Source organism: Pyrococcus sp. (assembly GCF_030153625.1).
GTDB lineage: Archaea > Methanobacteriota_B > Thermococci > Thermococcales > Thermococcaceae > Pyrococcus > Pyrococcus furiosus.
Genome location: NZ_JASKLM010000025.1, coordinates 1 through 26728 on the forward strand (window position 1 = coordinate 1; position 26728 = coordinate 26728).

Sequence of the window (26728 nt, forward strand, 5' to 3'; positions counted from 1 at the left end):
GATTGTTATTCCAGAGACGGGGTTGTTTGATGATCCCACAATACCTGCAAGATATCCAGCTATTGAGCTTCCAAGGAATCCAACTATAAGTAGAATTACTGCCATGATGAAAGCTATTCCAACAGAGTCAAGAATGTGCCAGTATAGGAGGAAGAGTGGGATGACGAATGCTGCTATCAAGATTAGAACGTAGTTTAATGGTAAGTCCTCTTCAGTTCTGGGGACTACCTCTCCTGATTGTCTCCTTCTTGCAGCTTCTAATCCAGCTTTTATTCCTCTAACTATTGGTCCTCTTAACTTAATGAGGCTCCATATTCCACCGACAACCATTGCACCTACTCCCATATACCTTATTTTTGTACTCCATATTGTCCATGCTAAGTCAAGTGGGCTCATGTCTCCTGCGTTCATTTGGGGAGCGTATAGTGGAATCGCAATGAACCATGCTATTGCTCCACCGAGGAATACGAGAAAAGCGATGTTGAGCCTAACTATGTATCCAACTGCAACTAAAGCTGCAGAGAGGTCACTTCCAAAGTAAAGAACTCTAGAGCCAATGGCCTTTGCAGTTTCCACAGTTCCTGCCCAAAGGCCAGAGCTACCAAGGAATTTGTATATTGCTCCTATTATTCCTCCATAGAAGATTGGTCTTGCGTGAGCTCCGCCTTTATCTCCAGCTATTAAAACATCAGCACATGCCGTACCTTCTGGGTATGGAAGCTTCTCCTCAACAATGAAAGCCCTCCTCAGAACAACTGTGAATAGTGCTCCAAGAGAACCACCAAGGGCTGCTATTATTGTTACAATGTAGTAGGGAAACTCTGTATAGTAGTTTAGAACAACTAAGGCTGGGAAGGTGAATATAACTCCAGCAGCCAAAGCTTCTCCTGCAGATGCGGCAGTTTGAACCATGTTGTTCTCGAGAATGTTTTTATCTTTGAAAGCCCTAAGGATTGCCATTGAGATAACAGCTGCAGGAATGCTCGCGCTAACTGTCATACCTGCGTACATTCCTAAATATGCGTTTGCTGCACCCATTATTATCGATAGAAGAACACCAAGGACAAAGGCCTTAACTGTATATTCTGGAAGAGTTTTCTCAGGCGGAACATATGGTGTAATTTTCTCCATAGCAAATCACCTCTTATAAATGCTTATTTTACTAAACTTTGTGCTTTAAATATTTTACTTTCATGAAACTTCAATCTTTTGAAAAGTTTCTTGTAAGAACGTGTAGATAAGGTTTATAATTTCCCTTACCTTTGGGTTAGCTTGAGAGGTGAGGATTATGAAGAAGATAAGACAGCCTATCATTGCAGTTCTAGGTCACGTTGACCATGGAAAATGTCTTCTTCCAGAAGAAAAAGTCGTTTTACCGGAGATTGGACTCGTCACTCTAAGAGAACTCTTTGAGCTGGCAAGTGAAGTGGTAGTTAGGGATGGGGAAAAGGAAGTTAGAAAGCTAGGGAAGATGTTAACAGGCATAGATGAAGAAGGAAACATCAAGCTTCTCGATGCTCTTTACGTGTGGAGAGTAAGGCACAGGGGTGAAATGATTAGAGTTAAGGTTAATGGATGGTATTCAGTTACCGTAACTCCCGAACATCCATTCTTAACCAATAGAGGATGGGTAAGAGCGGAAGAGCTTAAAGAAGGGGACTACATTGCCATTCCCAGGAGAGTATATGGGAATGAAGATTGGGGAAGATTCTCAAAAATTGCGGAGGAGCTTGGCATAAAGGCCAATGAAAAAGAATTCTACTTGGCTGGAGCATCGTTAAATATCCCTCCTAAACTTCTCTTTTTAGCCCCTTCAAAGCTAGCTTCGGCATTTCTTAGAGGATACTTTGATGCTAAAGGAGTTGTGAGGGAAAATTACGTTGAAGTGCCCTTCTTTGAAGATCTACCATTGCTGTTGCTTAGGTTTGGAATAGTCTCAAGAATTGAAGGGTTAACACTTAAGATTTCCGGTAAAAGAAATCTTGAGCTCTTCAGAAAGCACATAGGGTTTACAGATTCAGAAAAGGCCAAAGCTTTGGATGAATTAATATTAAGGACGAGGGAAAGTGAGAGGTATCCAATAGTGGAAGAGCTCAGGCGATTAAGCCTGCTCTTTGGGTTCATGAGAAATGAACTTAGGATTGAGGAGAATCCAACATACGAAACCATAATGAGAATTCTAGAGAGAATTGAGAGAGGCTCTCCAAACCTAGTGGATAAGATAGCTGTTCTAGAAGGAAGAATAAAGAATGAGAACTACCTAAGAATTCTTGAAGAGGAGGGACTAATAGAGAATGGAAGGCTTACAGAGTTGGGAAGAGAGCTTTTGGAGGTTTGGCGCAATAAGGAGTTTGATTCAAGGGATGTAGATTACGTAAGGAACATCGTCGAGAGCTTAGTCTTTCTTCCAGTTGAAAAAGTTGAGAGAATTGAATACGATGGTTTTGTGTACGATGTAACTACTGAAACCCACAACTTCGTGGCAAATGGAATCATAGTTCACAACACCACTCTTTTGGACAGGATAAGGAAGACGAACGTTGCAGCTAAGGAGGCTGGAGGAATAACCCAGCACATCGGAGCTACGGAGGTTCCAATTGATGTCGTTAAGAAGATAGCTGGGCCACTCATCAAACTTTGGAAAGCGGAGATAAAGCTCCCTGGCCTCCTCTTCATAGATACACCTGGGCACGAGGCATTTACAAGCTTAAGAGCTAGAGGTGGGAGCTTAGCTGACTTGGCGGTCTTGGTAGTTGACATAAATGAGGGATTCCAACCCCAAACAATAGAGAGCATAGAGATCCTAAGGAGGTACAAGACACCATTCGTCGTTGCTGCAAACAAGATAGATAGAATAAAGGGATGGGTAATAAAGGAGGATGAACCATTCTTGATGAACATTAAGAGACAGGATCAGAGGGCAATTCAAGAGCTGGAGACAAAGCTTTGGGAGTTAATAGGTAAGTTTTATGAGTTTGGATTCCAGGCCAATCGCTTTGATAGGGTTCAGAACTTCACTAGGGAGTTGGCAATAGTCCCAATATCAGCCAAATACGGAATTGGAATAGCTGAACTATTGGTTTTAATCGCTGGATTGAGTCAAAAATACCTGGAAGAGAGGCTCAAGATAGAGGTTGAGGGGCCTGCAAGAGGAACGATTTTGGAGGTTAGAGAAGAGCCTGGGCTTGGGCATACCATTGACGTGATAATCTACGAGGGGACACTACACAAGGACGACACGATAGTCGTTGGTGGGAAGGATAAGGCGATAGTAACAAAGGTTAGAGCTTTACTTAAGCCGAAGCCTTTAGATGAGATTAGAGATCCAAGATTTAGGTTTGATTACGTTGATGAAGTCACTGCAGCGGCTGGTGTGAAGATAGCAGCTCCTGGACTTGAGGAAGCTTTAGCTGGCTCTCCCGTCATAGCGGCTCCAACTCCAGAGGACGTTGAAAAGGCGAAGGAGGAAATTATGAGGCAGATCCAAAGTGTAGTCATAAGCACTGACAAGATGGGGGTCATAATAAAAGCAGACACCCTGGGAAGCTTGGAGGCTTTAAGCAAAGAACTTCAAGAGAAAGGGATACCAATAAGAAAGGCCGATGTGGGGAATATAAGCAAGACTGATGTAATGGAGGCTTTGAGCGTTAGGGAGGAGAATCCAAAATACGGTGTTGTCATAGGATTCAACGTGAAGGTTAACGAAGATGCCCAAGAGATAGCAAAGGCTAAGGGCGTCCCAATATTTGTCGGCAACATAATTTACAAACTGATAGAGGATTATGAGGCCTGGGTAAAGGAAGAGGAAGAAAAGAAGAAGAGGGAGCTCCTTGCAAAAGTAACATTCCCAGGAGTGATAAGGCTGTATCCAGATGAGAGGTATGTATTCAGAAGGAGCAACCCTGCAATAGTTGGAATTGAAGTAATAGAAGGAAGAATAAAGCCAGGAGTTACGCTAATAAAGCAGAACGGTCAAAAGGTGGGAACTATTAAGTCAATAAAGAGTAGGGACGAATTCCTTCAGGAGGCTAAGAAGGGCCAGGCAGTGGCTATTGCGATAGAAGGTGCTATAGTTGGGAGGCACATTCACCCTGGGGAAACCCTTTACGTTGATATCAGCAGGGACGATGCAATAATACTTCTAAAGTATCTAAGAGATGTTCTCGAGGATAGTGATATAAAGGCTCTTAAGATTATTGCCCAGATAAAAGCAAAGGAAGATCCATTCTGGAGGGCTATTTGAGAGCTTTCTTTTTTTTAAAAATATTAAAAAGGGTTACTTGTACTTAGCATCTAGCTGAAGTTGTTTAATTTTTGCAAGCACACCCTTCTTCGGTGCCTTGTCTTCTTCAATTATTTCTCCTGTCTTTACATCTATTTTTCCATAGTAGATTCCATTGTCTCCAGTAACTTTTATCGTAACTTGCCCTTTATCTTTGTGATGAATTAGCCACTCTGTCTTTAGATTTGACTCTCCATACTTCCTCTTTAGATGCTCATAGAATGTCTTCTCTATCCATAGCTCTGTAAATCTGACATCTCTATTAATGACTTCTCCAGTTGCCCTATGGAGAATTAACGTACCAACTTTATTTGGGCCCGAGAACTTGACTATCCAATTGTCATTTAGCTCTAGACTCTCTAGAACTCCTTCGCTTTCAACTTTCTTTACTGCCTCAATGGCTTTTTCTTTAGCAACTTCTTCTTTCAGAACTCTATCTATTTCCTCCAAAATCTTTCCGTCTTTGCTGACTTTTATCTTGACTTTGTGATTTTCCAAGCTTCCCGTTATTATATATGAACTTTCGTCCTTCTCTACTTTCTCTACCTCAATTTTCCCCGCGTATTTATTCCTTACAAGTTCGCTAGCAACTTTTTCTGAGATCTCAACACTATAATCAAGAACTTCTCCTCTTTCTCCTTCGAGTTTTACTATGGCTTTTCCGTCTTCTCCTTCCAGCGTTATTTCGAGGTATTGATGGTTGAGAATTCTGTACGATTTAAATTCGATGTTCTTAATTGGAAAGTTCTCAATAACGACATTCCTTGCGATTTCAGCACCTTTTTCGGGAGTTGGCAACTTCTTAGCCTCTTTTATTTTTCCAGTTCCAAGATCAACCTCGACTATTAATATTCCATCTTGAGTTAGTAGATCAACTATTGCTGTATTTTTGCCCCTCTCTATCCCTATTATCTCTCCCAGATAGTTTTCCTTGATTATCTCCACTATTGCCTCATCAGTCAGTACTATCTCTTCAGAAAGAACTTCTCCAGTATATAAATTGACAACAAAATCGAATTTGAACCTTTCAGTGTTTCCATGGACTCTAATTTTCCCTTTTCCTTCCTCCATTTTAACTTCTTTTACCTCTTCCCCAGTTCTCTCGACAACTATCTCCTTAACTTTTCCTACAAGGTACTCCTGGGAAAGTGGGGCAATTTCAACGTTGATTTCTCCAGATTTTAAGTCGATGGTTGCTTTCCCTTCATTCTCTCCAACCTTTAACTTAAAGTGGGCCTCTACAGGGATGTAAACTTTCTTTCTGTCCACTATTGATATGTCACTTTCAAGAACACCAAGCTTCTTTGCGGCGAATTCCTTGAAGAGAACTACGGCTTCCGTTAATGTCATTGCTACATCAATTTCCTTGTCGGTTGCTGTAATTACAGAATAATCATTAAGTAAAGCTTTGGAGACGTTGTTCTTAAGTTTTTCATCTTCCATTGCATCAAGGACTATTTCCTCCTTAGATAGGACTACGCCCTTTCCTTTCTTCTCATTTGCACTCCAAGATAGAATGTATCCAGTGGAGAGCTTAACTTTGAGTTCCTCTATACTAACAACATCCCTTCTTATAGGATATCTAGAACTTAGAAATCCCATAAGTTTTCTAAAGAGATCTTCGGCAGAGACGTCAAATAAGAGGGGAGCATCTAGCTTTATTGGTTTCAACTTTGGCTCTTCTTTTTTTGGTTCTTCCTCCCTCTTTTGTAGGAGTTCTTCTGGAGGCTCTATTCCATATCTTTCAAAGAGAGAAATGAGTTTTTTCCTATCCCAAGTTACTATAAGTCCTTTGTAGTCTCTAGATATTAGAATTCTTGCATCTCTAGTGACTCCATAGGGAACAACTATAATCCCCTTGTCTGCCTTATGCGTTCTAAGGACATCTGCAAAAACGTTCACATCTTTAGAGCTAAGCATTCCACTCGTGTGAATTTTTAAGAGCACTTTTTCAGTTCCGCTCAGGGGATCGTCTCTGATTCCCACTATGTCAAAGCCCCATTCTTCAGAAACCTTTTCGCTTTCTCTGAACCCTGTTCTCTTAAGTAATTCTAGAATCAGGGGTATGAGACTCTCCTTCGATGCATTAATTAAAATATCATCGCTCCACTTACCCATTTAATCACCCTACAAATTATCATCACGAAATAAAAGTATTTAATATTTTAGCTGAAAGAAGAAATCAAAAGATCAAAAGATTATACCCATCTCCATAGCTATCTTCCTTAGCCTTTCAATTCTCTTTTCAGTTGGTGGGTGAGTAGAAAATAGCTCTACAAAGTCCACTCCTCTGAATGGGTTTACTATGAACATGTGGGCTGTGGCTGGATTTCCATTCTTTAGGGGCCTGTACCTCACGGCTTCTTCGATCTTCATTAACGCACTCGCTAGAGCGTGAGGCTTTCCGCTTATCTTGGCTCCCGTTTCATCAGCTAAGTATTCCCTTGATCTGCTTATAGCGAGCTGAATTAGTGTTGCTGCAATTGGAGCAAGGATTATTGCCAAGATTAGAGCTACTATGTTTCCACCATCTCTATCTTCATCGTAAGCCCCGAACCATAAAGACCACCTCGCAAAGTTAACGAGAACCATTATTGCGCCCGCAAGAACAGCTGCTATCGTTTGAATTAGAGTGTCTCTGTTCTTTATATGGCTTATCTCGTGTGCAATAACTCCTTCCAATTCATCCCTATTCAAAATTCTCAGTAATCCCTCAGTCACGGCAACTACCGCATGCTCTGGACTTCTTCCGGTTGCAAATGCATTTGGCACTAATGTTGGGACTATAGCAACTCTGGGCTTGGGAATTCCCGCCTGCATGGCAAGCTTTTCAACTATCCTGTGGAGTTCTGGCGCTTCCTCTTCACTAACTATTCTGGCATTGTACCAACTCAAGACTATTGAGTCACTGAACCAGTAGCTGAAGAAGTTCATGAAAAGGGCTATGGTGAAGGCTATTATCATACCACCTTGACCGCCTATTAGATATCCAATACCCACCAATAGGCCAGTAAGAAATGCCATCAATAATCCAGTTCTCACCCATAATCCAATGCCCACTCTCAATCACCCCCTAACCTTAAATATGGGATAATCTCTTTATAAACTTTAGTCCAATCCACGATACCAACTCTCCTCTTAATCCCTGAGTTTATAAGGTTCAAAATTTCGTTCACAACTTCTTCAGGAGTCTTTCCCGTCGTGTCAACCTCTATGACATTTTCGTGCTCGTCTAAAGCCTCTATTAAGATTACATCAACAAGCTCGGCCTCGACGTTCTCTCCGATTTTATCCTTGGAATAACCCCTCTCTTTAAGCCTTTCTGCGATAGTTTTTGGATGAGCCCTGAGAACAATGACTAGATCAGCGGGCATTAAGTGGCTCAAATGCCCATCTAAAACAACGTTCTTGCCTTTAAACTCCTTCTCAACAAAGTAAGCTAGCTCGTCAACCTCAACTTCAAGCTCATCTCCTTTAACTTCCCCAATACCCTTTTCTAGAGCAAAATCTCTCAAATTTACATACTTACACCCAAGTTTTTCGGCCAATTTCCTAGCAACTGTTGTTTTTCCAACTCCTGGGGTTCCAGTAATAGCTATTATCATCCTCTTCTCCCTCTCTTTAACTTTCCAAGTAAAGTTTAAAAAGATGAATCTCTTCGTCGAAAGTCGAGATTAAGTTCAACATTTACCGAAATACTTTTATATCTAAAAATCCAATAAATTTCCCAGGTGATTATATGGAGGTAAAGTTGCTACTTCAGAGGTTAAATGTTGTAAGAAGGAGGAAAGAGATTCTTTTGCTTGAAGAGGCTAGACTTACAAGGCTTATGAGGCAGAAAAAGCTCCCAAATCCGAATGTTATAAGGATATTAAAGAAGGAGAAGGAACTTATTCTTCGGGAAGAGGCGAAGATTATAAGGGCTCTTAAACAAGCGGGCAGCTAACTTTTTAACCCTATTGTCTTTATTTTTCTCCGATGATAATCTTGGGAATTCATGACGGTCATGATGCAGGGGCTGTTTTGTTTAAAGACGACGAGATCTATGCGGTTAATGAGGAGAGACTTAACAGGATCAAGAAGTACAGAGGATTTCCAGAGCTAAGCTTGAGAAAAGTTTTGGAGATGGGAGAAGTTTACCCTGAAGAAGTTGACATTATAGCAGTTGCTGGACTTTTTAGAAAACAAAAAAGGTTAATTGAGCTTGAAAAGAATCTTAAATCTGTTTTTGGCCCAGGTTTTAAAAGCAAGGTAATATTTGTTGAGCACCATTTGGCTCACGCTGCCTCAGCTTATTATTCTTCAGGATTGAAGGATTCATTAGTTTTAACAATAGATGCTGCAGGAGATGGGTTAAGCTCTACGATAAACATTGGGAGAGAAGGAGAGATTATTAGAATTGCCCAATCAACGTATCTTGACTCCTTGGGAGATTTTTATGCTTCAATAACGGAGTTATTAGGGTTTAAACCAATGAGACACGAAGGAAAAGTCATGAGCCTGGCCGCCTATGGAAAACCGAGCTATGATCTTTCATCAATTATAGAACTCGATGGCCTCAGCTTTGAAAATCATCTAAAGGTTGTGGGTATAGAGGCAACTAAAAAGCTTGCTGAATTCTTTTCATTTCCATTTGAAAAGGGCAAAGAGGTATCATCCAACCTGAAAAAAGGAATTTTAGATGGAGAGTTAGAGAAAAAAGCGATTGAGATAGCTGCGAGCGCCCAAGCACACTTAGAAAAGCTTGTGGAAGAGTTGGGAATTAAGCTGAAGTCTTATAATCTTCCAATTTCATATGCTGGGGGAGTTGCTCAAAATGTAAAGGCCAACGCAGTTTTAAGACGAATATTTGGAGATATCTGGGTCTTTCCTGCTATGGACGATGCTGGTTTGGCTTTTGGTGCAGCTGTCTATGTAAAGGCCCAGGTGGAGAGGTTGGAAGGGAAGTGGAAGCCATTTAAAATGGAACATGTATATCTTGGACCTAGTTACTCTAAGTCTGAAGTTGAAGAGGAAGTCAACAAAGAAGGGTTAGAATGGGAAGAAGTCGATGACGTTCCATCTTTCGTTGCTGATATGCTTGAGGAAGGAAAAATCGTTGGATTTTTCCAAGGAAAAATGGAATATGGACCGAGAGCATTGGGAAATAGGTCAATACTTGCCGATCCCAGGGATGAAAATGTTAAGGAAAAGCTTAACATTGCGCTAAAAAGAGATGTCTTTCAGCCATTTGCCCCGTCCATACTTGAGGAGCGAGCGGAAGAATACCTGGCAGACCTTACGGGCGAGCCCAACAGGTTCATGACAATGAGTTATTTAGCCTCTGATGAATTCAAGAGCTTAGCTCCAGCTGTTGTTCATGTCGATGGAAGTACAAGACCTCAGGCCGTAAATTACATGCACAATCCGGTCTATTACAAAATTATAAAGGAATTTGAGAAGAGAACTGGAGTAGGGGCTGTTTTGAATACATCCTTCAACATGCATGGGGAGCCAATTGTTTGCTCTCCAAAAGATGCAATAAAAACCTTCAAATTAGCAAAGCTAGACTTGCTGGTAGCTGAAGGATTGGTTGTGTGGCAAACTTAACCTCTTAGTAATTATGTTTATTTTGAATTAGTATCATTGTTCTTTCCATAAACTTTATAAAAATTAAGTGACTAAAGTTCTTGGAGATAGGTTCACGTGGTGGTATAAATGAGGTTTTTAATAAGACTAGTTCCAGAGGATAAGGATAGGGCATTTAAAGTACCCTACAATCATCAATACTACCTCCAGGGTTTAATATACAACGCTATTAAATCTTCCAATCCGAAGCTTGCAACATATCTCCATGAAGTTAAGGGCCCTAAACTCTTTACGTATTCACTTTTTATGGCCGAAAAAAGAGAACATCCCAAAGGCTTGCCATATTTCCTAGGATATAAAAAAGGATTTTTCTACTTTTCTACTTGCGTCCCTGAGATAGCTGAGGCCTTGGTGAATGGATTGTTAATGAACCCAGAAGTTAGGCTGTGGGATGAGAGGTTTTATCTTCATGAAATTAAGGTTTTAAGAGAGCCCAAGAAGTTCAACGGTTCAACCTTTGTAACGCTCTCCCCAATAGCCGTTACAGTAGTAAGAAACGGCAAGTCATATGACGTTCCCCCAATGGAAAAAGAGTTCTACTCTATTATAAAAGACGACCTGCAGGATAAGTACGTTATGGCCTATGGAGATAAACCTCCCAGTGAATTTGAAATGGAGGTTTTAATTGCAAAACCAAAGCGATTTAGAATAAAACCGGGGATTTACCAGACTGCGTGGCATTTGGTGTTTAGGGCTTATGGAAATGATGACCTCCTAAAAGTTGGATACGAAGTAGGGTTCGGAGAAAAGAATTCCCTGGGCTTCGGAATGGTTAAGGTTGAGGGCAATAAAACGACGAAGGAGGCTGAAGAGCAAGAAAAGATAACATTCAACAGTAGAGAGGAATTAAAAACTGGAGTATAATTACTTTGTTAAGGTTTAAAAAATTCTAATTTTTTCTTTCAGCTTTTTCTCTGGTTATATTAATAGAAATTTTTAAAAACTTTTGTAGATACACTTTATTTGGCTCGGTGAGGTAGCATGTTTATTGAAGAATTTGAAATTGAGTTCATAACTCCAGCATTTATTAGAGGTGCTGACCAGAGAATACCAGAAGTGAGAAGTCCTTCAATAAAGGGAGCAATGAGATGGTGGTTCAGAGCTTTGGCTGGCTCATATTTTGGAGACGATGCTCAAAAACTTAAAGAAATAGAAAACCAAGTTTTTGGGAGCACAAAGGAAAGAAGCAGAGTAAAAATTTCTGTTACACCGCTTAGTTCTCCAAAAAGATTAAACCTTAAAGAGTTTAAGGATAAAAATGTTGGGTACATCTGGTTTTCAATAAATCTGCTCGGAAAAAGAGGGACTATAACTCACTATTATCCTCCTGGGAGCAGATTTAGAGTAGTTCTAGAATCACCTAGCGAAAGGGTTATTAAGCTGGCAACTTTATCTCTCTGGGCTCTTGTGAGCTTAGGTAGTGTTGGATTTAGAAGTAGACGGGGAACAGGTTCAATGAAAATCGTTAGGGCAAGTAGCGAAGTTCTGGAGGATTTGGGACTCACAACAGAATTCAATTCTATAGATGAATTTAAAGATTCTTTGAAAAGGGTGTTAGATGTCACAGGCGAAATTTTAGGAGTAAAAAATAGCGAAACTAATAAGTCCCTCCCTTCTTACGCTACTTTAAAGTTTTCAGACGTTGAAGTATTTGGGCCAGGGAAGAATACTTGGGAGGTATTAGCTCAGTTCAACAACTCTTACAAGGAATACCTAAGGAGGAGAATTAAGAAGTATCAAAGGATAATATTTGGATTGCCTCGATTTAAGCTTAGAGGCGTGAGGAAAGACCTAAGGAGAGCTTCTCCCCTTTGGTTTGGCGTTGTAGAGATAGGCGGAAAGCCATATGGAAGGATAATCAAGTTCTTCCAATCTACATTTCATCCAGAAGTAAGAAGCAAACATATAGTTGATTGGAACGTTCTTTCAAATTTTGATTGGTTTATATCCTCTAGACTTCCTGTGACTAAGGTGTGGGGTGGTTGGAGTGGTTAACATCAAAGAGAAACTTTTTGTATACCTTCATGATCCACCAGACAAGGCTCTAAAAATTGAAAATCATGAGGAAAGGTCAAAAAAGATATTAAGTTCTGTCAATATCCAGTACTCGAGAACGGACAAAGTTAAACAAGCAGATGCACTTTCTTCTAAGACTCAGAGATTTATAATTCGAACAAAGGAAAATAAAGAGCCAGTAATAGATTTTTTGGGTAGATCTTCAGGAAAGTACTTCCATGTTGGATATCCTGTTTTTATACACCCCATATCCACAGAAATTAAGAGGTATGAAACACTTGAAAAGTACATAGACCTTGGCAGGAGTAATAGAGGGGAAAGATTTGTTAACGAGTTTTTGGAAAGGGTTTCAAAGCTTGAAGGCGATGTTCTCAAAGAGGTCTTTGAAGATGCTAGTAACAAATTTAAAGGAGAAGAGAGTAAACAGTGGGCCTACATCTGGCAGTTTTATCCCGTAAAACTCAAAGAAGGAGTCAAGGAATTTGCCAAGTCAGAGTTAAAACTTAAAGAGGAAGAAGCAGAAAAGTTTGCAGAGGAATTTGTTAACCTCCCAGCTGATACAAGATTTCCAGATCATGCAATTTGGACCCATTTAGACTTAACTTCCGCATTATCCGTTAAGGATCCCACTTTGCTCAGGATCAAAATAGTTCCAGTTCAACCTTTTATTGCCAATTCAAGAAAGCAGTTAGATCTCTGGGCCTCCAGTCATCTCCTTTCAATGCTTATGTATAAAGCTTTAGAGGTGATAGTGGACAAGTTCGGGCTAGAACATGTAATCTATCCATCTCTAAGGGATCAACCCTTCTTCTTGAAGTTCTACCTGGGGGAAAACATAGGTGATGAAATCTTAGTTGCAAACTTGCCTAACAAAGCGCTTGCAATAGTCTCAGGAAAGGAGGCTGAAAAGATTGAAGAAGAAATCAAGAAAAGAATTAGGGATTTCCTACTCCAACTGTACAGAGAAGCTGTTGATTGGGCAGTTGAAAATGGAGTAGTAAAAGTGGATAGAAGTGAAAAGGATAGCATGCTCAAGGAAGCATATCTTAAAATTGTGAGGGAGTACTTCACCGTCTCGATAACCTGGGTATCTCTTTCCGAAAAGGAGGATATCTATCAAGTAACAGAGAACGCGGGTCTCTCGGATGAAGATGTTAAGAAGTGGCTAAAGTTTGCAGAAAAGAAAGAAAATAGTAGAGTTCTCGAGAGGATTGCAATATACCCACTTTTGGTAAAGATATTGGATAGCCTGGGAGAGAGAAAAGTTACAGAAGAAAGGTTCGAAAAAAGCGAACAACTCAAAGGATGGAAGTGCCACGTTTGTGGTGAGAATCTTGCAATTTTTGGAGACATGTACGATCACGATAATCTTAAGAGTTTGTGGCTTGATGAGGAACCATTATGTCCCATGTGTTTGATAAAAAGGTATTATCCAGTGTGGATTAGGAGTAAAACTGGACAGAAAATAAGGTTTGAGTCGGTGGTAGATGTTGCACTTCTGTACAAGAACTGGAGGAAGATATTTGACGAGAAGTATGGAAAAGACCTAGTCTCAAAGGCTAGGGAAGTTAGTGAAGACTTCGTAAAGGACAATATGCTAGTAGATTCGGATCTATACTATTCTTCAACCTGGGAATCTGGACTTTCTAAAAAGCTCAAAAATAAGAAAGAGATTGATGAGGAAAAAGTTAAGGAAGTTGTTGACTTCTTAAATGCGGCTTATAAAGAAATCGGTAATCCACCAAAGTACTATGCTATTCTAGTTATGGATGGCGACGATATGGGGAAAGTTATTTCAGGAGAGGTGCTTGGAGAAATATCAACTAGAATTCATCCAAATATTAGGGATTACGTTGAAATTCCAGAAGCAAAATATTACTCCACCCCGCAGGTTCACGTGGCTATAAGCCAAGCATTGGCTAACTTTTCGATAAGGGAAGTTAGATCCGTAGTTAAAGACGAGGGATTGCTAATATACGCTGGAGGGGATGATGTCCTAGCAATTTTGCCAGTCGACAAAGCTTTAGAAGTTGCATATAAGATAAGGAAAGAATTTGGCAAGAGCTTTGAAAATGGTTCTCTTCTCCCAGGTTGGAAGTTGAGTGCTGGAATTTTGATAGTCCATTATAAGCATCCATTGTATGACGCCCTAGAAAAGGCAAGAGATCTTCTCAATAATAAAGCAAAAAACGTTCCAGGAAAAGATACACTAGCTATAGGCCTACTTAAGAGGAGTGGTTCCTACTATATCTCCCTAGTGGGATGGGAATTAATTAGGGTCTTCTACAACTCAGAGCTGAGGAAAAAGCTATTGGAAGAGAAAGGTGGAGTGGGAAAGAGGTTCATTTATCATGTGCTCAGAGAAGTTGATACTTGGCCAAAAGTTGGAATAGACGAGATGCTTAAGTTTGAGGTGATTAGACATATCAGGGGAAGGAACAAAGAAGAAACTAAAGAGCTCAGAGAAAAGATCTATGGAGAAATAAAGGATCTTCTTGAGCATGTAAGAGGGAACAATGAAGTTGAAAAAGTTAGAGGCTTATTCACATTTCTAAAAATAATCACGGACGCGGAGGTGTTTCCATGATTGAGGTTACTTTTACTCCTTATGATGTCCTCTTATTTAGAGAAAGTAGGCCTTTTGATGCAGGAAGTGAAAGTGTGGCAAGATCAATTATTCCTCTTCCCCAAACAGTCGCTGGCGCTATAAGGACTCTTTTATTCTACAAAGACCTCAAGAATTGTGTTGGAGTGGGTGAGGAGGAACCCGAATTTACGTTAGTTGGGATTGCAATTGGAACAGAGAAAGGCAGAATTTACCCCCTTCCCTTCAATATCATAAAAAGCGAGAAATTCTACAAAGTTGTCAACCCAGGTAGATTTTTAGGGAAGTTAATTCTTCCTCCAAAAGGAAAGTACAAGAGTGGCTATGTAACTGAAAGCATATTGGAAAAGTATTTGAAGGGAGAATTAAAAGAAGTAGAAGAAAATAAAGTAATAAGGATTGAAAAGGAAAAAAGGATTGGCATTAAGCTTTCTAGAGAGAAGAAAGTAGTTGAAGAGGGAATGCTATATACTGTTGAATTCCTAAGAATTGAGAAAATTTACGCTTGGATAGAAGACCCAGGATGCGGAATCAAAGATATTTTGTCATCATATGAGTTCTTAACGTTAGGAGGAGAAAGTAGAGTTGCTTTTGTGGAAGTGGACGACAAAACACCCGATATATTTAATAGAGAATTAGGATCAACAAAGAAAGCCCTCTTCTATTTCTCAACTCCCACAATAGGGAAAGTTGGAGAAATAGTACAAGAACTTGAGAAAAGATTGAATGCAAAAATTGATGATTATCTTCTTGTTTCCTCTAGACCTACAGCAATTTCTGGGTGGGATATGCATGAAAAGAAGCCAAAAGGTACTAAATTTGCGATACCTCCTGGTTCAGTTCTCTTTGTAGAGTTTAAGGAGGAAGTAGAAGTTCCCCCCTACATTAAGCTTGGTAAGTTAAAGAAACTTGGCTATGGGCTTGCTTTAGGAGGGATATGGGAATGAGAGTTTTGGTAACTACATGGGGTAATCCCTTCCAGTGGGAACCAATAACATATGAATACAGAGGAATCAAAGTTAAAAGCAGAAATACCTTGCCAATTCTAGTCAAGACTCTTGAGCCAGAGAGGATTCTAATCCTTGTGGCTGATACAATGGCCAACTACTATGATTCAGGAAAAAATAAGCCAGAAATAGAAGAAAAATCGTTTTCGTCTTATTCGGAAGTTGTGGAAGATACAAAAGAAAGGATACTATGGCACATAAAAGAGGAGGTCATTGAAGAACTCCGTGAGGAAGATCCTGAGCTTGCTAAGAAAATTGAGAATATGTTAAAAGATGAAAGAATTACAATTGAAGTTCTTCCCGGCGTTGGAGTCTTTGGCAACATTACAGTAGAGGGAGAAATGCTTGACTTCTATTATTATGCCACATACAAGTTGGCCGAATGGTTGCCAGTTCAGAACAATTTAGAGGTTTACTTAGACCTAACTCATGGGATAAATTTCATGCCCACCTTTACTTACAGAGCCCTAAGAAACTTGCTTGGATTGTTGGCCTACTTGTACAATGTAAAGTTTGAGATAGTTAATTCAGAACCTTATCCCCTGGGGGTTTCACAAGAAATAAGGGAGAACACAATTCTCCATATTAGGGAAATTGGAGAGGGAGTAGTTCGTCCTAGACCACAGTATTCTCCAGTAGAAGGAAAGCTTTACTGGAATGCATTTATAAGCTCTGTAGCCAATGGCTTCCCGTTAGTCTTTGCCAGCTTTTATCCAAATATTCGGGACGTAGAAGATTACCTTAACAAAAAGCTTGAGGAATTCCTGGTGGGAATTGAGGTTGGGGAGAGAGAAGATGGAAAACCTTATGTTAAAAGAGAGAAAGCTCTTGACAGGAGCTTTAAGAATGCTTCTAAGCTCTACTATGCTTTAAGAGTGTTCAATACAAAATTCCAAAACTATCCAAAAAAAGAAGTTCCTATTGAAGAAATAATGGAGATATCAAAGATATTCGAGTCTCTTCCCAGGATTGGAATTATTTTAGAGAGGCAAGTAGAGTGGCTAAGAAATTTAGTATATGGAAGATTATGGTATGAAAATGGAGAACAGAAAATAAAGAAGGGTCTTTTAGAGATTATCAAGGATAAGAAGGATAAAAGGAAAGAGGCCGAAGCTCTTAAAAAAGGGAAGACAATATCTTTAGCCGAAGCTGCAAAGCTTACAAGAATATTTTCTCCGAGTGGAGAAAGAATAGAGACAATAGAATCTCCAAATGTTGTTCGTAACTTTATAGCACATTCTGGATTTGAGTATAACATTGTCTATGTGAAATATGATAGACTAAGTGATAGGCTGTACTTTTTCTATAAGGATAAAGAAAAAGCTGCAAATCTCGCTTATGAAGCCCTTTTATATAGGGGTGAAAAAGAATGAAGGCATATTTAGTTGGGTTATATACCTTAACTCCAACCCACCCGGGAAGTGGAACTGAGCTTGGAGTGGTAGACCAACCAATTCAGAGAGAAAGACACACAGGATTTCCAGTAATTTGGGGCCAGAGTCTCAAGGGTGTATTAAGGAGCTACCTTAAATTGGTAGAAAAGGTTGATGAGGAGAAGATAAACAAAATATTTGGCCCACCGACAGAAAAAGCTCATGAGCAGGCTGGGCTAATAAGTGTCGGAGATGCAAAGATACTATTCTTCCCTGTTAGAAGTCTAAAAGGTGTTTACGCATACGTAACTTCTCCACTAGTTCTTAACAGGTTCAAAAGAGACTTAGAGCTAGCTGGGGTTAAGAATTTTCAGACAGAAATTCCCGAGTTAACAGATACCGCAATTGCAAGTGAAGAAATTACAGTTGATAACAAGGTGATTCTTGAAGAATTTGCAATTCTCATTCAAAAGGATGACAAAGGAATTTTGGAAAGTGTAGTTAAAGCTATTGAACAAGCCTTTGGAAATGAAATGGCAGAGAAAATAAAGGGTAGAATTGCCATAATCCCAGATGACGTGTTTAGAGATTTAGTGGAGCTGTCGACAGAAATAGTAGCTAGGATAAGAATTAATGCTGAGACAGGAACTGTAGAAACTGGAGGACTGTGGTATGAGGAGTATATTCCTTCGGACACATTGTTCTACTCACTAATACTTGTAACTCCCAGGGCAAAGGATAATGATATGGCCCTAATCAAAGAAGTTCTAGGAAAGATTAACGGCAAATATCTCCAGATTGGAGGTAATGAAACCGTTGGGAAGGGCTTCGTCAAAGTTACTCTTAAAGAGGTGACCAACAATGGAGGTACACATGCTAAGTAAAGATAACAAGAAAAGCATAAGAAAAACTCTAGAACAGCGGAGGGGCGAGTATGCTTACTATGTGATAAAAGAAGTGGCAGATCTTAATGACAAGCAACTTGAGGAAAAGTATGCCTCCCTAGTTAAGAAAGCCCCAGTCATGATATTGTCCAATGGTCTCCTTCAGACGCTTGCATTTTTACTTGCAAAGGCCGAGACTTCACCAGAAAAAGCTAATCAGATCTTGAGTAGAGTCAATGAATACCCACCTAGGTTCATCGAAAAGCTTGGGAATGACAAAGACGAGCACCTTCTCCTGTACCTTCACATAGTCTACTGGTTGAGGGAAAATGTAGACAGAAACATCGATGTGAAAACTCTATTATCCCAGGATTATTCAAAAGTTCTGTGGGCAACAAAAGAAGCAATAGCGCTCCTGAACTGGATGAGGAGATTCGCTGTTGCAATGCTCAAGGAAGAGGGGAAAGAGAATGAAGGAAGTAGTTAAATTGGTTCTCCTGGGGGAGAGACAGAACTCCCTTAACCTCTCACTATACTTCAACAAATATCCTCCAACCATAATCTATCCAGAGGTACTGGAAGATAGGAACAAGAAACTTGCTTCACCCTCAGGATCACAGAGAAAGATATCCCTCTTGGTCTTAAATCAAGGGGTTCTTCAGTTTAACAAAATAAAAGAGACAATAGAAAAGTCGTTGCCAATTGAAACTAAGGTAAAACTTCCTCAAAAAGCATATGAATTGTACAAGAAATACTACCAGGATTACACTGACATGCTTAACTCATTACACGCCATTACTGGAAAGTTTAAGACTCAATCAAGGCTCGTAGTTGGGCTTGGTGATGAAAGCGTTTATGAGACAAGCATAAGGCTTCTTAGAAACTATGGAGTGCCTTACATTCCTGGGTCCGCAATTAAGGGAGTTACTAGGCACTTAACTTACTACGTTCTAGCAGAATTTATCAATGAAGGAAATGATTTCTATAAGAGGGCAAAGACTGTTCAGGATGCATTTATGAAAGGTGATCCTAAAGAAATTCTTTCCAATGCTAAGGTACCGGAAAGGTGTAGTAGGCTTTGTAAAGAATTTCTCAGAATATTTGGAGAGAAAAAGGTTCCAGAGATTATAGATGAACTCATAAGAATCTTCGGAACCCAGAAAAAAGAAGGAGAAGTTGTATTCTTTGATGCAATACCCATAGCTGAAGAGATAGCAGATAAGCCGATCTTGGAGTTAGACATAATGAATCCTCACTATGGGCCGTATTATCAAAGTGGAGAGAAAAATGTCCCACCTCCTGGGGACTGGTATGATCCCATCCCAATATTCTTCCTCACAGTACCAAAGGATGTCCCCTTCCTAGTTGCCGTTGGTGGCAGAGATAGAGAACTTACAGAAAAGGCCTTTAGCCTCGTTAAGTTGGCCCTTAGAGACCTTGGTGTTGGTGCAAAAACTTCTCTTGGCTATGGGAGGCTTGTTGAATATGTTTAGCTGGACGGGACACCCCTTTGTTGACGGGGGCTTAGCAGCTCTTCTTTTATATTCCGAAAAAACTAGACCGGAAGAGTTAACCCAGGAAGACATTGAAAAAGCCATAAAATTTGCATCTGAACTATACGCCAGAAAAGATTGGAGTTCAAGTTATCTCCACGCCCTCCTCTTTCCAAATAGTGGTCTTTTAATGGCTAACCCAAGCATGGCAAAGAAAAGAACTCCTGAAAATATAGCAAAAAACTTAGAAAGCCTACTTAATGAAAAGGAAGACCCCAATGCACCAATTTGTGAAATCTGTGGGAGGAGACACTCACGTAGCAAGCCCGTTTATCGCTCTGAATTCCCTCTCATTGGGAGTGGAGGAGTTCCAAACTATTTCCCCTCAGGAAAAGAGGGTGCGAACATCTGCTCTCATTGTTTGTTCCTTGTACAATTCTTACCACTAATTCTCTACCGCCTTCGTAGATTACTTCTCATCCACACATATCCCCCAGAGCTGATGTTGGAACTTCACAGAGAAGCGTTAAAAGATGTTCGTCTTACCAAGTTAGTTTCCTCTGGGAGAGGGTACCAAAGGCCCGAAAATTTCTTGTTTACCCTTCTCACTGAGGTTACCATTAAAACAGAAAGAGAGGAACTTTGGGAAAATGCATCAATTACCCTTTACTACTTCACAAATCCAAACAGAGAAAGACCGAAAATGATGATAATTCACGTTCCTTCTTCTGTGACTAGATTTGTGGCTCACGCGGCTAGGCATGATTTAAGTGGATGGAAGAGAATAGTGGCCATGGGATGGAAAAAAGGTAGTGATGAGAAAAGCAGTCCAAACGAGGTCTATCTGAAGCTTTTGAATGGCGAAAGCATTCTACCCTACTTCATTAATGTTGCTAAAAGGAGAACAAATGCTAGCTGGGATCTTCTCTCCTTTTATTGTACGGAGGTGTTAGGATTGGATGAAAAGGCCCTCGAATTTATTAAAGAGGTAGGGGATAGGATAGTTGAAACTCTAAAAGAGCTCCCAGACAATAAGCTGTCTGCAAGGGTTAGAGAGCTCGAAAGGGCAGAAAAGCTCTATCAGTTTGAGGCATTTTTTGTAAACTTAGAAAAACTTCGCCAGAGGTTGGGCCTTAAAGATCCACTATTGACGTTTGATGAGTTTGCAAGAGTACTAACAATTTATGGAGAAGATTTGGAAATTTCTTGGAGAACTGTCCGGAACCTTTTGCTTTTTAGGATTTATGAAAAGCTCCACGACAGACTTGCTAAGATTGAAGCTTCTGAAGAAGCTGAATTTTATGGAGCTGGAGAGGAGGTGGAAGAATGAAGTTTGCTGCAGGTTTTGTCTTGATTGACGCCCCCCACTCTGCCCTGAACATGTTGGGGATTGACGAAAATCTGCCCGACAGAAACGTTACGAGAGTAAAAACCCTCAGAAGGGGAGGAAACAGATACGTATATGTCTCTCCACAGGCATGGAGATACTGGTGGAGAACCACACTTAAAGAGTATTTCAAGTGGGAACTCTCTCCGCTGTTTAGGGAAGAGAAACAAGTGTTTACAGCGGCAAATCCAATTAAATACCCAGATGATGATGTTTTTGGATATATGAGGGCTTATAAGAAAAACAACGTAAATGTCACTGTTACGAGGGTTTCTCCACTAAAAAACACGCCTCTAATTTCAGTACTTCCTGACAGGAGCTCTCTAACAATAGATGAAGGCTACGCCTCTAGGCATGAGGGGGATCCCGTTCCCTACAGCCAAGAATTTTATTCAACAGTTCTCAAGGGAGCATTTTCACTTGACTTGGATTTGGTGGGTAGATTTACAACTAAGAACAAGGCTGGATATAAGAACCTACTTACAAGAAGCGACATTCCAAAGAAGGGAAAGGCCGGAGAGATAGTTAAAGAAATTGAAGAATTAGAAAAGTTGGCTAGGGAGATTGGAGTGGAGATTAAGGAAGAGGAGTGGATAATGCCTAAAGAGGTTAGAAAAAAGAGAGCAGTAGAAACTATAAAGGCCCTTCGCTACTTGACTGGAGGGGCAAAACAGACTCAATATCACACTGACGTTACTCCAAAGTTCTTCCTGGGGATAATTGTCAACGGTGGCATAAACCCATTCATTAGTGGAATTGTCAGGGAAGAAAAAGGAGAAATAATTTTAGATGCTGAAGCGTTAGCTACAAGGTTGGAAGACTTCTCGGAGATAATAGATTCTGAGCTGTTTCTAGGATACGACAAGGGATTTGTAAAAGAGCTAGGACTGGACATAGAGGCATTGAAGTCTGCTGTTAGCATTGAAGTAATGGAAGGAAAAGTTGGAGAGGTTATTGAGAGTTTTGCGGAAGAAGCTGGGAAGTATTATTTGTAAAGGTGAGGCAATGATAAGGGTAAAACTGAAGTCCTGGACGGCTTCATTTCGTTATCCCACCTTTCAAGCTGGAAATCAACCTACCCTTCCAGTTCCCCCTCCCTCCACTATTCAGGGAATACTTTCCGCTGCAAAGGGCGAGCCTGTATATCTCTCTGAACTCCCTTACGTTGGCTATGTTTTCAAAAGTGAAGGTAGGGGAGTTGACTTAGAGAGGATATATTCCCTCTCTAAGGAAGAAACAGATGTTATTGCAAGAGAAGTTCTTTATAATGCGGAACTCAACCTCTACCTTCCAGATGAGTGGGAGAGGTATTTCAGAAAGCCTAGATACCAGCTTCTCCTGGGAAGATCAAGCGATCTAGCAACCGTGGAGGAAATTAAGAAAGTGGAGCTTGAGGAGAAAAAAGCTCCAATAGGAGGGACAGTTGTGCCAATAGACCTGGGCATACCTGGGATAGTTCACGCACTGGTTGTTGAGTATGACTATTCAACGATTCCCAGGAAGCCAAGACTAATTAAACCCTTTGTAATTCTTCCCTTCCCTAGAAATATGGGAGAAAGGAAAAGACAAACGGCAAAGGCCTTATATGATCCTGATTTAGACATAGGAGTTTATCTGCATAGGTGGAGGCCATGAAACCGTGCTTTGCAAAATTTCTTCCACATGACTTCCTAGAGTGTCACGTCATGGACATAATAAATGTTCTCAAAAGCATGAAAGTAGCTTTCCCCTGGTTGGAGGGTATATTCCCAGAAGTCTGGACGCTGGCATTTTACGCAATTGTTCTCCACGACCTGGGAAAGTGTGCTTTAGGTTTCCAAAAGAACCCAAAAAAGTGGGGATATAGGCATGAGATTCTCTCCACCCCATTTATTCAATTTTTGGACTTCAAGGACGAGCACAAAATGTTGATAGGCTTGTCTATTCTAACCCACCATAGACCGATAAGCGAGGTAAAGAATTACATTCCGATTGAAGGGTACAGGGAAGCATATGAAGAAAAAGTTGAAGAGCTACTTGAAAATAGAGAGTACATCGAACTGTACTTCTCAAGAGTTCCTCTTTGGGAAATATACGTGTTTGGAGAAAGGAAGGATTTCTTTGTATTGCCAAAGAATTGGGAGGAGAAGATAAGAAACTTTCGGTTTGAGGAGTTATTGGATTGGTACGAGGATAAAGTAAATGAGTTTAAGGATTATATGACAGTTTTAAAGGGCCTATTAAATGCTTGTGACCATCTAGCCTCTGCAGGAGAAACCACAATAAGATTCCTTCCAGACATAGAGGAACTTGTAGAGATGAAAATCCCAAGGGGAAAGTGGAGACCTCTCCAACTTTTATCCTCTACAACAGAGGGGAACGCAATTCTTTATGCTCCAACAGGTTATGGAAAGACTGAAGCGGCCCTTCTATGGGCAAATAAAAATGCTCACAAAGTTAAGAAGGGGATATCAAGCAGAATATTCTACATTCTTCCCTATAAGGCCAGCATAAATGCCATGCATAGAAGGTTGTTGGAGATGTTTAAAGACCCAGGATTAGTTGGCCTTCTCCACAGCTCATCAGGGATTTATCTTTATTCATCTTCATTGGAACACAAAAGGTTGCAATCTCTCTATGGAAAGATCTACTCCCCACTGAAGATCACAACACCTTTCCAAATAATGAAGGCATTTTTTGGAGTTGGATTCTTTGAAATAACATTAGTGGAGCTAATGAACTCTCTATTAATTTTTGACGAGATTCACGCATATGAGCCCAACATCCTGGGAATTATACTAGCTATGCTAGAACTGCTAAAGGATAAAAACGTGAAAGTTCTCGTAATGACGGCTACTTTTCCAAAATTTTTGGAAGAGCTAATAAAATCGGTCTTAAATCCTAAAGAGCTCAAAACACCTCCAGAAGAGGCCGATAAATTCACGAGACATAGGGTGAACATAATTGAAGGAGATATACAGAGTCTAGACTCGGAGGAATTTTCTGGGCCAAGGCCTACATTGATTGCTTGTAACACCGTTAACACTGCCATAGATGTGTATTCAAGACTCAAAGAGAGCGGAGCAAACGTCATGCTAATCCATGGGAGATTTACATACGGTGATAGAGAAGAGAAAGAAAAAAGGCTAATGAGCTCTCTAAATAATTATGACTTCGTAGTTGCTACTCAAGTGATAGAGGTTTCTCTCGACATAGACTTTGGAAGCATCATTACAGAACCGGCCCCACTTGACGCTCTAATTCAAAGGTTTGGAAGGGTAAACAGAAGAGGATTTGGGAATCCTAGAGATGTTTATGTGTTGACGAAGGGGAGTGAGGATGATAAGAAAGTGTACAAACCCTACGAAGTTGTTGAGGAGACCGTAAAGATACTTAGAGATTTAGATGGGAAGGAGCTTAAAGAGTCCTTAATTCCATCATTGATAACTGAAGCATACGAGAAAGAAGAGAAGAAAATAGTCAGTAAAGTCCTTGAGTACAAAGAAGATGCTCTAAATCTGTTTAAGGATATAAGACCTATGGATAGTTATATAAAGGGAGAAACCGCATTCTACGAACTATTTGGTGGACTTGAAGCAATTCCAGGAGCTTATCAGCATAAGGCAGATGAACTCCTAAAGAAGGGATATTACATGGAAGTTCACAAGTATCTGGTCCCTATTCCATATTGGCTATTCTTTTCTGAGCAGGAAAACTTTCATAGACTCTCAGATAGAGGGCCTGGGAGATATTTACTTGTTGCTGAATTAGATTATTCACCCGAAATGGGTTTATTAAGAAAACCCCGTGAGGGGGATATTCTCTAATGGAAGAGTACGCCTTAGAGGAGCTGTTTGTTAGGGGAATTGAGATCAACTATCTCTATGTTTGTCCAACTAAGCTATGGTTTTTTACACATGGGATAACTATGGAGCAAGAGAGCGAGTGGGTAGACTTGGGCAAGTTTCTTCATGAGCAGAGGTACGAAAATGAAGAAAAAGAAGTTCTAATAGGCCCAATAAGAATTGATTTTATCAGCAGGGGAGATGTTATTGAGGTTCATGAAGTAAAGCTTGGAAAGAGAATGGAGAGAGCTCATGAGATGCAGGCTCTCTACTATCTCTATTACCTTAAGAAGCACGGTATAAAAGCAAAGGCAATACTCCATTATCCAAAGCTGAACGAGAAAAGGGAAGTTACACTGGAGGGGAGAGAAAGAGAGGTTGAGGAAGCTATAGTGGAAGTCGAGGTAATAAAATCCTCTTCTAAGCCTCCCAAGCCCAGGAAGAGTAAGATTTGTAGAAAATGTGCGTATAAGGAACTTTGTTGGGGGTAGAGAAATGAGAAAAAAGTCTTTAACAATTTTTTCTGACGGAACGCTGTTGAGAAGGGAAAATACATTGTACTTTGAAAATGCGAATGGGAGAAAGCCCCTGGCAATAGAGGGAATATATGATATTTATATATACGGACACGTGAACATAACTTCCCAGGCCCTACATTACATAGCTCAAAAGGGAATACTTATTCACTTCTTCAACCACTATGGCTACTATGACGGAACTTTTTACCCTAGGGAAACCCTTCTCTCTGGAGATTTAATCATAAAACAGGCTGAGCACTATTTAGATAAGAACAAAAGACTTTTTCTCGCAAAATCCTTTGTGGTTGGAGGAGCCAAGAACATGGAGAAGAACTTGAAAAATTGGGGCATTAGTTCAGACTTTAGTAACCATCTAAAGGAACTTCAAGGGGCTAAGAAAGTAACTGAAATTATGAATGTTGAGGGAAGAATTAGGCAGGAATATTACGCTAGGTGGGATGAATCACTACCTGGGGAATTTAGAATTGGTAAGAGAACAAGAAGACCACCTAAAAACGAAATGAATGCGTTGATAAGCTTTCTAAACTCGAGACTCTATGCGACTATGATAAGTGAGATCTACAACACTCAACTTGCCCCCACAATTAGCTATTTGCACGAGCCTAGTGAAAGGAGATTTTCTCTAGCTTTGGACTTAAGCGAAATATTTAAGCCAATAATTGCCGATAGAATAGCAAATAGACTCGTTAAAAAAGGCATCATTAAGAAGGATCACTTTAGAGAAGATTTAAACGGTGTTCTCCTTACAGATGAAGGCATGAAGATTGTAACTAAAGCTTACAACCAAGAACTCGAGAAAACAGTTAAGCATCCAAAGCTTGGAAAGGGAGTTACGAGGCGGAGATTAATACGGCTTGAAGCTTATAAGATAATAAAACATTTAGTGGGGGTTGAGGAGTACAGCCCCCTTGTCGCGTGGTTTTAAATTATTTCCTCTATTGGATTCTTTTCGATTCCTAAAGTTTCTCTTGGTGGCATGGAGCGAAGTTTATAAATTATTACAGAATCACTATTTTCATCTATAATCTTCTTGAGCCCCTCTTTTATTCTCTCGAACTCCGCAAGTGTAACTTCGCCCTCAAAGACACTGTTTTGAACCCAATTAAGATGCATTCTAAGGAACTTCTTCACTTTGTTTACTCTCTCAACTCCCACATCGTAGACAACTACAATGTACATGTGAAACACCCAAAAATTTTTCGATACACGCTAATTTAACTTTTTTCCCAAAAATATCTATGAAAAAGTTAGAAAATTGAAAATAAAGGTTTTTGAGGGATTAGGGTTTGATTTAGTAACTCAAAGTTAGTATTTTCCTTGTGTTATAGTTTTACTATTTACTTGTTACGAAAGTTTTTCGAAAACTATCGAATAATATTTTAAGAGGAGATTTTTGGAAAGAGTTTGAGGGATTCTGTTGAATTCTTGTGAAGAGCTAAGAATTCGCCCAGTTAATCTAGTTAAGTCTTCTCCTTGGATAGGGTGTGAAAGCAGTGTTTTATTCCCAGGGTGTTCGTGGGAGTTTTTTGATTTAAAGTCCCAGGGGGAGTTGGTTTGTTTATAAATGGGGGGTTCTGGGGTAAGGTTGATGCCCCGTAAGGCTTATAAATTCGAGTGATGTAGTTACTCCGTAGGAGGATTGGGGCAAAAAAGCCCCCTGTTCCAATAAGACTACAAAAGAATTGAAAGC

General features: G+C 40.1%; 22 protein-coding genes. 17 read left to right on the plus strand and 5 right to left on the minus strand.

Features of this window, described 5'->3' with window-relative positions; genetic code table 11:
- Nucleotides 1-1131 (minus strand): OPT family oligopeptide transporter (locus tag PWP39_RS05570; protein ID WP_288073049.1); only part of this gene is annotated, 1131 nt, incomplete at its 3' end.
- 157 nt (nucleotides 1132-1288) lie between these two features.
- Here PWP39_RS05570 and infB point away from each other — a divergent pair.
- Nucleotides 1289-4243 carry an intein-containing translation initiation factor aIF-2 gene (gene infB, locus PWP39_RS05575; protein WP_288073051.1) on the plus strand — a complete coding sequence of 985 codons (2955 nt, stop codon included), beginning with the start codon at nucleotides 1289-1291 and terminating at the stop codon, nucleotides 4241-4243.
- Nucleotides 4244-4276: 33 nt separating this feature from the next.
- On the opposite strand, the gene PWP39_RS05580 is transcribed toward infB, so the two are convergent.
- From PWP39_RS05580 to PWP39_RS05590, 3 genes are all read right to left on the minus strand, one after another.
- Nucleotides 4277-6400, minus strand: coding sequence for a restriction endonuclease (locus tag PWP39_RS05580; protein ID WP_288073053.1), 2124 nt, complete (start codon nucleotides 6398-6400; stop codon nucleotides 4277-4279).
- Nucleotides 6401-6472: 72 nt separating this feature from the next.
- A complete protein-coding gene (gene htpX / locus PWP39_RS05585; protein WP_011012275.1) occupies nucleotides 6473-7342 on the minus strand; it encodes a zinc metalloprotease HtpX in 870 nt (289 codons plus the stop codon).
- A 2-nt stretch (nucleotides 7343-7344) separates the two neighbouring features.
- A complete protein-coding gene (locus tag PWP39_RS05590) occupies nucleotides 7345-7887 on the minus strand; it encodes an adenylate kinase family protein (RefSeq protein ID WP_288073055.1) in 543 nt (180 codons plus the stop codon).
- Between the two features lie 134 nt (nucleotides 7888-8021).
- Between PWP39_RS05590 and PWP39_RS05595 the strand changes: the two genes are divergently transcribed.
- From PWP39_RS05595 to cas1b, 16 genes are all read left to right on the plus strand, one after another.
- Nucleotides 8022-8228, plus strand: a complete 207-nt coding sequence (locus PWP39_RS05595) for a hypothetical protein (protein WP_011012273.1) — start codon at nucleotides 8022-8024, stop codon at nucleotides 8226-8228.
- Between the two features lie 32 nt (nucleotides 8229-8260).
- Nucleotides 8261-9871: a carbamoyltransferase family protein gene (locus PWP39_RS05600; RefSeq protein ID WP_288073058.1), complete on the plus strand. Its 1611-nt coding sequence runs from the start codon at nucleotides 8261-8263 to the stop codon at nucleotides 9869-9871.
- A 108-nt stretch (nucleotides 9872-9979) separates the two neighbouring features.
- Complete coding sequence (cas6, locus tag PWP39_RS05605) at nucleotides 9980-10774, plus strand: CRISPR-associated endoribonuclease Cas6 (RefSeq protein WP_014835338.1); 795 nt, start codon at nucleotides 9980-9982, stop codon at nucleotides 10772-10774.
- Between the two features lie 117 nt (nucleotides 10775-10891).
- Nucleotides 10892-11905, plus strand: a complete 1014-nt coding sequence (gene cmr1 / locus PWP39_RS05610; protein WP_014835337.1) for a type III-B CRISPR module RAMP protein Cmr1 — start codon at nucleotides 10892-10894, stop codon at nucleotides 11903-11905.
- The gene (gene cas10, locus PWP39_RS05615) at nucleotides 11898-14513 is read left to right on the plus strand and encodes a type III-B CRISPR-associated protein Cas10/Cmr2 (protein WP_288073061.1); all 2616 of its coding nucleotides are present in this window, start codon (nucleotides 11898-11900) and stop codon (nucleotides 14511-14513) included. The genes cmr1 and cas10 overlap by 8 nt, the downstream gene beginning before the upstream one ends.
- Nucleotides 14510-15478, plus strand: coding sequence for a type III-B CRISPR module-associated protein Cmr3 (cmr3, locus tag PWP39_RS05620; RefSeq protein ID WP_288073063.1), 969 nt, complete (start codon nucleotides 14510-14512; stop codon nucleotides 15476-15478). Before cas10 ends, cmr3 begins: the two co-directional genes overlap by 4 nt.
- The gene (gene csx1, locus PWP39_RS05625) at nucleotides 15475-16911 is read left to right on the plus strand and encodes a CRISPR-associated CARF protein Csx1 (RefSeq protein ID WP_288073065.1); all 1437 of its coding nucleotides are present in this window, start codon (nucleotides 15475-15477) and stop codon (nucleotides 16909-16911) included. The genes cmr3 and csx1 overlap by 4 nt, the downstream gene beginning before the upstream one ends.
- A complete protein-coding gene (gene cmr4, locus PWP39_RS05630; RefSeq protein ID WP_011012266.1) occupies nucleotides 16908-17795 on the plus strand; it encodes a type III-B CRISPR module RAMP protein Cmr4 in 888 nt (295 codons plus the stop codon). The genes csx1 and cmr4 overlap by 4 nt, the downstream gene beginning before the upstream one ends.
- The gene (cmr5, locus tag PWP39_RS05635) at nucleotides 17773-18282 is read left to right on the plus strand and encodes a type III-B CRISPR module-associated protein Cmr5 (protein WP_011012265.1); all 510 of its coding nucleotides are present in this window, start codon (nucleotides 17773-17775) and stop codon (nucleotides 18280-18282) included. The genes cmr4 and cmr5 overlap by 23 nt, the downstream gene beginning before the upstream one ends.
- Nucleotides 18266-19288, plus strand: a complete 1023-nt coding sequence (gene cmr6, locus PWP39_RS05640) for a type III-B CRISPR module RAMP protein Cmr6 (protein ID WP_011012264.1) — start codon at nucleotides 18266-18268, stop codon at nucleotides 19286-19288. The genes cmr5 and cmr6 overlap by 17 nt, the downstream gene beginning before the upstream one ends.
- On the plus strand, nucleotides 19281-20618 hold the full coding sequence (cas8a1, locus tag PWP39_RS05645; RefSeq protein WP_014835335.1) for a type I-B CRISPR-associated protein Cas8b1/Cst1: 1338 nt from the start codon (nucleotides 19281-19283) through the stop codon (nucleotides 20616-20618). Before cmr6 ends, cas8a1 begins: the two co-directional genes overlap by 8 nt.
- Nucleotides 20615-21670, plus strand: a complete 1056-nt coding sequence (gene cas7i / locus PWP39_RS05650; RefSeq protein WP_011012262.1) for a type I-B CRISPR-associated protein Cas7/Cst2/DevR — start codon at nucleotides 20615-20617, stop codon at nucleotides 21668-21670. Before cas8a1 ends, cas7i begins: the two co-directional genes overlap by 4 nt.
- A gap of 10 nt (nucleotides 21671-21680) precedes the next feature.
- Complete coding sequence (gene cas5b, locus PWP39_RS05655) at nucleotides 21681-22310, plus strand: type I-B CRISPR-associated protein Cas5b (protein ID WP_014835334.1); 630 nt, start codon at nucleotides 21681-21683, stop codon at nucleotides 22308-22310.
- A complete protein-coding gene (locus tag PWP39_RS05660; RefSeq protein ID WP_014835333.1) occupies nucleotides 22307-24481 on the plus strand; it encodes a CRISPR-associated helicase/endonuclease Cas3 in 2175 nt (724 codons plus the stop codon). Before cas5b ends, PWP39_RS05660 begins: the two co-directional genes overlap by 4 nt.
- The gene (gene cas4 / locus PWP39_RS05665; protein ID WP_011012259.1) at nucleotides 24481-24990 is read left to right on the plus strand and encodes a CRISPR-associated protein Cas4; all 510 of its coding nucleotides are present in this window, start codon (nucleotides 24481-24483) and stop codon (nucleotides 24988-24990) included. The genes PWP39_RS05660 and cas4 overlap by 1 nt, the downstream gene beginning before the upstream one ends.
- Before the next feature lie 4 nt (nucleotides 24991-24994).
- Nucleotides 24995-25963, plus strand: coding sequence for a type I-B CRISPR-associated endonuclease Cas1b (cas1b, locus tag PWP39_RS05670; protein WP_288073073.1), 969 nt, complete (start codon nucleotides 24995-24997; stop codon nucleotides 25961-25963).
- Here cas1b and cas2 read toward each other — a convergent pair.
- Nucleotides 25960-26217, minus strand: a complete 258-nt coding sequence (cas2, locus tag PWP39_RS05675; RefSeq protein ID WP_014835332.1) for a CRISPR-associated endonuclease Cas2 — start codon at nucleotides 26215-26217, stop codon at nucleotides 25960-25962. The genes cas1b and cas2 overlap by 4 nt on opposite strands.
- Nucleotides 26218-26728: the final 511 nt, after the last annotated feature.